Consider the following 5,006-nt stretch of genomic DNA (forward strand, 5'->3'; position numbering starts at 1 on the left):
AACTTATTGCATATTTTAAAAATGAACCTTTAGAGATTAAACCTGGAGAAAGCTTTAAATATAGCAATGCTGGTTATATTCTTCTGGGTCGAATTATTGAAATCGTTTCTGGACAAGCCTATGGAGATTTTATAGAAAAAAATATTTTTGAAAGAATTGGAATGTCTTCTTCATACTATGGAAGTACTAAAGATATTATTAAAAATAGAGCTTCAGGTTATCAAGTGGAACAAAATAAATTTACCAATGCAGACTATATGAGCTTAACCTTACCTTATTCAGCAGGCTCAATTTTATCTACTGTTGAAGACCTATTAAAATGGCAAAATGCACTGATTTCCAATACCCTATTAAAACAAGCTAGCTTCGAACAAGCTACAAAAGCATCTGTTTTAAATAACGGCAGAAAAATACCTTATGGATACGGTTTTAGATTAGCAAAATTGGGAAAATCACCTGTTATAGCTCATACAGGAAGTACAAAGGGTTTTACATCCATTGCTTTCTTTTTACCAAAAGAAAATATTTATATCGTGGCTTTAACCAATTGCAATTGTAAAAATGTGAATAACGTTGCGAAACAGGTTGCCCAATTATTTGTAACTGCACCTAAGGCTAATAAAACTTCTTCTGATGATAAAATTGCGCAACAAAACAGAAAGTCAGTAGATGTGCCTCTTGAAATACTAAAAAAACATGTCGGATCTTATGAAGTTAAGCCTAATGTAAATCTAACGATAGGCTTAAATGATTCGAACCATTTATACTTATTAGCTCCAGGTCAAACAAAAAGAATTGAACTTTTTGCTGAGACTCCAAATCATTTTTTTTTAAAAATATCAAATGCAGAAATTACTTTCAATAAAAATGAACAGAATAAGATTATTAGCTTAACTATGAATCAATCTGGTCGTAAAATTATCGCTAAAAAGAATTAATATGAAAAATAACGAAAAAACTCTTTTGCAACAAGCCATCAGTTATGCTAAAACACCTATAATAATATCATTATTTCTTTCACCAATCCGATATATTCTAGAATTGATAGGATTACCAGAGAATGCTATTTTTATTATTGGACTGCTTTGGCTCACTCTAGGATTTTCTATATATTTAGGTATTAAAACGTTTAACAAAGAACTGGCTTATCGCATCCTTTTATTAAGTTTAATTATTTTTTCTCCTATTTCAAGGATTCCTGTTGCCATACTTTGGTGGGTAGATACAAAATGGGAAATTGGCACCCATTATGGATTATATTATCATAATTTTGGTGAAGCATTATTAAATCATGTAATTTATGGTTCGTTAGTTCAATTAATCCCTGCATTCTTATTGGGTTCAATAATAATAGCAATAATGAGGAAGAGAAAAACATTCACTAAAAATAAACCTTTAAAAAATGGATAACAATTATTTAGCTTTAAGAGTAAAAAAGTTAAGAAATCAGAAAGGAATGTCTCAAGAATTCCTTGCAGAAGAATCTGGTCTAAGTTTACGAACTATACAACGGATTGAAAAAGGTGAATCAAATCCAACAGGTGAGTCATTAAAGCGATTAGCTAATGCTTTAAAAGTAAGCCCAGATGAATTGATAGATTGGTCAATAAAAGAAGATAAAAGGTATTTGACGTATCTGAATCTCTCAGCTCTAACTTTTCTGTTCTTTCCTTTGCTTGGAATTTTAATACCATTCATATTGTGGACATCAAGAAAAGGAAAAATTAAAAACATCAACAAATTAGGAAAAGATCTAATCAATTTTGAAATAACTTGGACATTACTTTTGTTTTTTATTCCTTTTTTGTTGTTTCTCACGGCAAAAATTGGACTTTTTGAAAATCTTACACTTAATATAATTTTCATTGTTATTGGAGTTATGTATTTCTTCAATTTGATTTTTATATTATTAAATACAATAAGAATTAGTAATGAAAAGAAGGTATATTATAAACCCCATATTACGATATTAAAATAAAAAGCCAGCCTAAAACAAAGTATATATGTGTTTTACTGAAATAGCAATTTACTTCAATAATTGATTAATATTTGTTTTATATAGTTTACCAATAGGTACTATATGATCACCAATATAAATTCTATTACCTTCTACACGAATGATGTGATTTTTTGAAACAGCAAAAGACTTATGAACCTGAAGAAAATCATTGTCAGAAAGCAGTTGGATGGTATCTGATATTTTTTCACGAATACTGATTGTATTATTTCTCGTAATAACTTTTGTGTAATTGCCAGAAGCTTCAATAAACAGAATATTATCAAGGTCTACCTGAATGTGACTATTATTTTGTTTTAAAAAGACATGCTTTTTTTTTGGTTTTATAGCCTCTTTACTTTCTTTTCTTATTCCACTTGTGTTAGAAGAAATCACTTTATTAATAGCTTTTAAAAAGCGCTCAAAACTAAATGGTTTTAATAAATAATCGATAACATTTAACTCGTAACCATCAATAGCAAACTCACTATAAGCTGTTGTTACAATAACTTTAGGAGGAGTTGCTAATGTTTTTAAAAACTCAAACCCTTTTAGTTTTGGCATATTCAAATCTAAAAAGATTAAGTCAACTTTATGCGTACTCAAATACTCCAGAGCTTCTAAAGCACTATAACAGTTTTTTTGCAATTTCATATGAGGCAACATTTCACAATATTCCATGATTATCTTGTGCGCTATATGTTCATCATCTATGATTAAATATTTCATCATTTTAACTTTAAAGATAGGATAACTTTATAAATATTGCTGTTTACATCAAAAGAAAGCGAATGTTTCTTTGGATAAACCAAATTTAACCTTCTTTTTAAGTTTTTTAAACCAATGCCTTCTTGATTTGATGTTTGTTGTAATTCAAAATTATTTTCAATTACAAATTGAACTTCATTTTCACTTTCAGTTAAATCAATATGAATGTATGCATCTTTTTCTAAATTTTCCAAACCATGCTTAAAAGCATTCTCTAATAGAATAATAAATAGCAAAGGCATAATTTTAGCATTAGGATTTTCAATTTTATGATTGAATTGTACATCCGATTTTTTGTGATAACGAATTTCTTGAAGCTCTATATAATTTTTTAAATAATCCAATTCATTTTTGAGGGTTACCCAATCTTTTTCCCCTTCATAAATGCTATATCTCATCATATCAGAAAGTTTGAGTACCATTTGCCTCTCCTTGGAGTCTTTCTCCATTAATCCATATAAATTGTTAAGTGTATTAAAAAAGAAATGTGGATTTACCTGACTTTTTAAATGCAGTAATTCTGTTTTTTCTTTTTCATTCTTTAATTTGATAATAGATTTAATTTGTTTAAAAATCCAATAGGCAATTGTAATAAATAATATAATGAAGTACAATGCAATAAATTCTACAAACCCTTCTAATTTACCAAAAGTATCATTAAACAGGACAAGAATAAAACCTGCAATTACAAGCATTATTTTATAAAACCGTTTTAGAATTTTCTTTGTACTCTCTGATATTTTCAACTTCATAGGCCAATATTAATCAAATAAATTCCCTCCTACAAATTAGTTGATAAACAATCGCTACATAGGTTTAAATAACCAGTTAGGAGTGATAAAGTACGTTTGTGCCTTCAAAAAGTGTTTGTGTCACACCTAGTTTGGTGTGTATCCCATTCCCTTTTTCTTACTAGTAATAGCATATATGTTTGCGTAAATATTCAATCTAAAAACGAACAATATGGAACTTATTATTGATAATTTATCGAAAACTTATGCCAATGGCGTGAAAGCATTACAAAATATTTCTTTAGAGATTCCTACAGGAATGTTTGGCTTATTAGGACCAAATGGTGCTGGTAAATCCACTTTAATGAGAACCATTGCAACATTGCAAGAAGCTGATCAAGGCTCCATAAAACTTGGAGATATAGATGTATTACAACAAAAAAATGAGTTGCGACAAGTTTTAGGGTATTTACCGCAACAATTTGGTTTGTATCCAAAAATATCTGCAGAAGTATTATTGAATCATTTTGCCATACTAAAAGGTATCATCAATAAAAATGAACGTCAAGAATTAGTAAAAGCACTTTTATACAAAACCAATTTATATGATGTTAGAAAACAAAATCTTAATGGTTTTTCCGGAGGTATGAAACAACGTTTTGGAATTGCTCAAGCTTTATTGAATAATCCGAAGTTATTGATTGTAGATGAGCCAACAGCTGGATTGGATCCTTTAGAAAGAAATCGATTTTACAATGTATTAAGTGAATTAGGAGAGCATACAGTAGTTATTTTATCTACGCACATTGTTGATGATGTTAAAGAACTATGTACAAATATGGCAATTATTAATAAAGGCCAAGTTTGTTTAAAAGGTAAACCACTAGAAATATTAGAAAGTTTAAAAGATAAAGTCTATCAAAAAATAATTGAGAAAAGAGAATTACCTCTATACAAGCAAGATTATCAGGTTATTAGTGAAAAATTATTTCTAGGAAAACCTACCATTCACATCTTAAGTGATGAAAATCCTGGTGATGGTTTTTCTCTTATTAATGCTGAATTAGAAGATGTGTATTTCTCAGAAATATTCAATGTTACGAATCCTAAATCTAATTAATTATGTGGTATGATATTTTTAAATTCGAATTGCTATATCGAATTAAACGACCTGACACGTATGTGTTTTTTCTCTTTTTATTTTTATTTTCAATTGTGGGTGTTGACTTTATTTTTCAAGGTTCAGAAATGGGACTTATGAAAAAAAATTCACCTCTAGTGATTGCAAAAACAATGGGAGCTATTACAGGTATATTTATGATTTTGGCATCTATGATTATGGGTGTTTCTGTGTTGAGAGATTTTGAATACAACATAGAATCACTAATGTTTTCCACGCCAATCAACAAAAAAAATTATTTAATAGGTCGATTTTTAGGATCATTTACGGTTTTATTTTTTGCGTTTACAGGTGTTTTATTTGGTATGATGTTAGGCGAATTTATGCCTTG

General features: G+C 28.8%; 6 protein-coding genes and 1 pseudogene. 5 read left to right on the plus strand and 2 right to left on the minus strand.

Annotated features, from left to right (window positions below; genetic code table 11):
• From AB1Z17_RS05460 to AB1Z17_RS05470, 3 genes are all read left to right on the plus strand, one after another.
• The coding region (locus AB1Z17_RS05460) for a serine hydrolase (protein WP_368050789.1) at positions 1–938 on the plus strand (938 nt) is incomplete at its 5' end.
• A gap of 1 nt (position 939) precedes the next feature.
• Positions 940–1,410: a hypothetical protein gene (locus AB1Z17_RS05465; protein WP_368050790.1), complete on the plus strand. Its 471-nt coding sequence runs from the start codon at positions 940–942 to the stop codon at positions 1,408–1,410.
• Positions 1,403–1,978: a helix-turn-helix domain-containing protein gene (locus AB1Z17_RS05470; protein ID WP_368050791.1), complete on the plus strand. Its 576-nt coding sequence runs from the start codon at positions 1,403–1,405 to the stop codon at positions 1,976–1,978. Before AB1Z17_RS05465 ends, AB1Z17_RS05470 begins: the two co-directional genes overlap by 8 nt.
• Positions 1,979–2,026: 48 nt before the next feature.
• Here AB1Z17_RS05470 and AB1Z17_RS05475 read toward each other — a convergent pair whose 3' ends face one another.
• Entirely contained in the window at positions 2,027–2,725 is a 699-nt protein-coding gene (locus AB1Z17_RS05475) for a LytR/AlgR family response regulator transcription factor (RefSeq protein ID WP_368050792.1), read from the minus strand.
• Positions 2,725–3,516, minus strand: a complete 792-nt coding sequence (locus tag AB1Z17_RS05480) for a sensor histidine kinase (RefSeq protein WP_368050793.1) — start codon at positions 3,514–3,516, stop codon at positions 2,725–2,727. The genes AB1Z17_RS05475 and AB1Z17_RS05480 overlap by 1 nt, the downstream gene beginning before the upstream one ends.
• A gap of 211 nt (positions 3,517–3,727) precedes the next feature.
• On the opposite strand from AB1Z17_RS05480, the gene AB1Z17_RS05485 reads away from it, so the two are divergent.
• The gene (locus AB1Z17_RS05485) at positions 3,728–4,615 is read left to right on the plus strand and encodes an ABC transporter ATP-binding protein (protein ID WP_368050794.1); all 888 of its coding nucleotides are present in this window, start codon (positions 3,728–3,730) and stop codon (positions 4,613–4,615) included.
• Positions 4,616–4,617: 2 nt separating this feature from the next.
• A pseudogene (locus AB1Z17_RS05490) lies at positions 4,618–5,006 on the plus strand (peptidase M1); the annotation flags it as partial.

This window comes from Lutibacter sp. (assembly GCF_040883305.1).
Classification (GTDB): Bacteria; Bacteroidota; Bacteroidia; order Flavobacteriales; family Flavobacteriaceae; genus Lutibacter.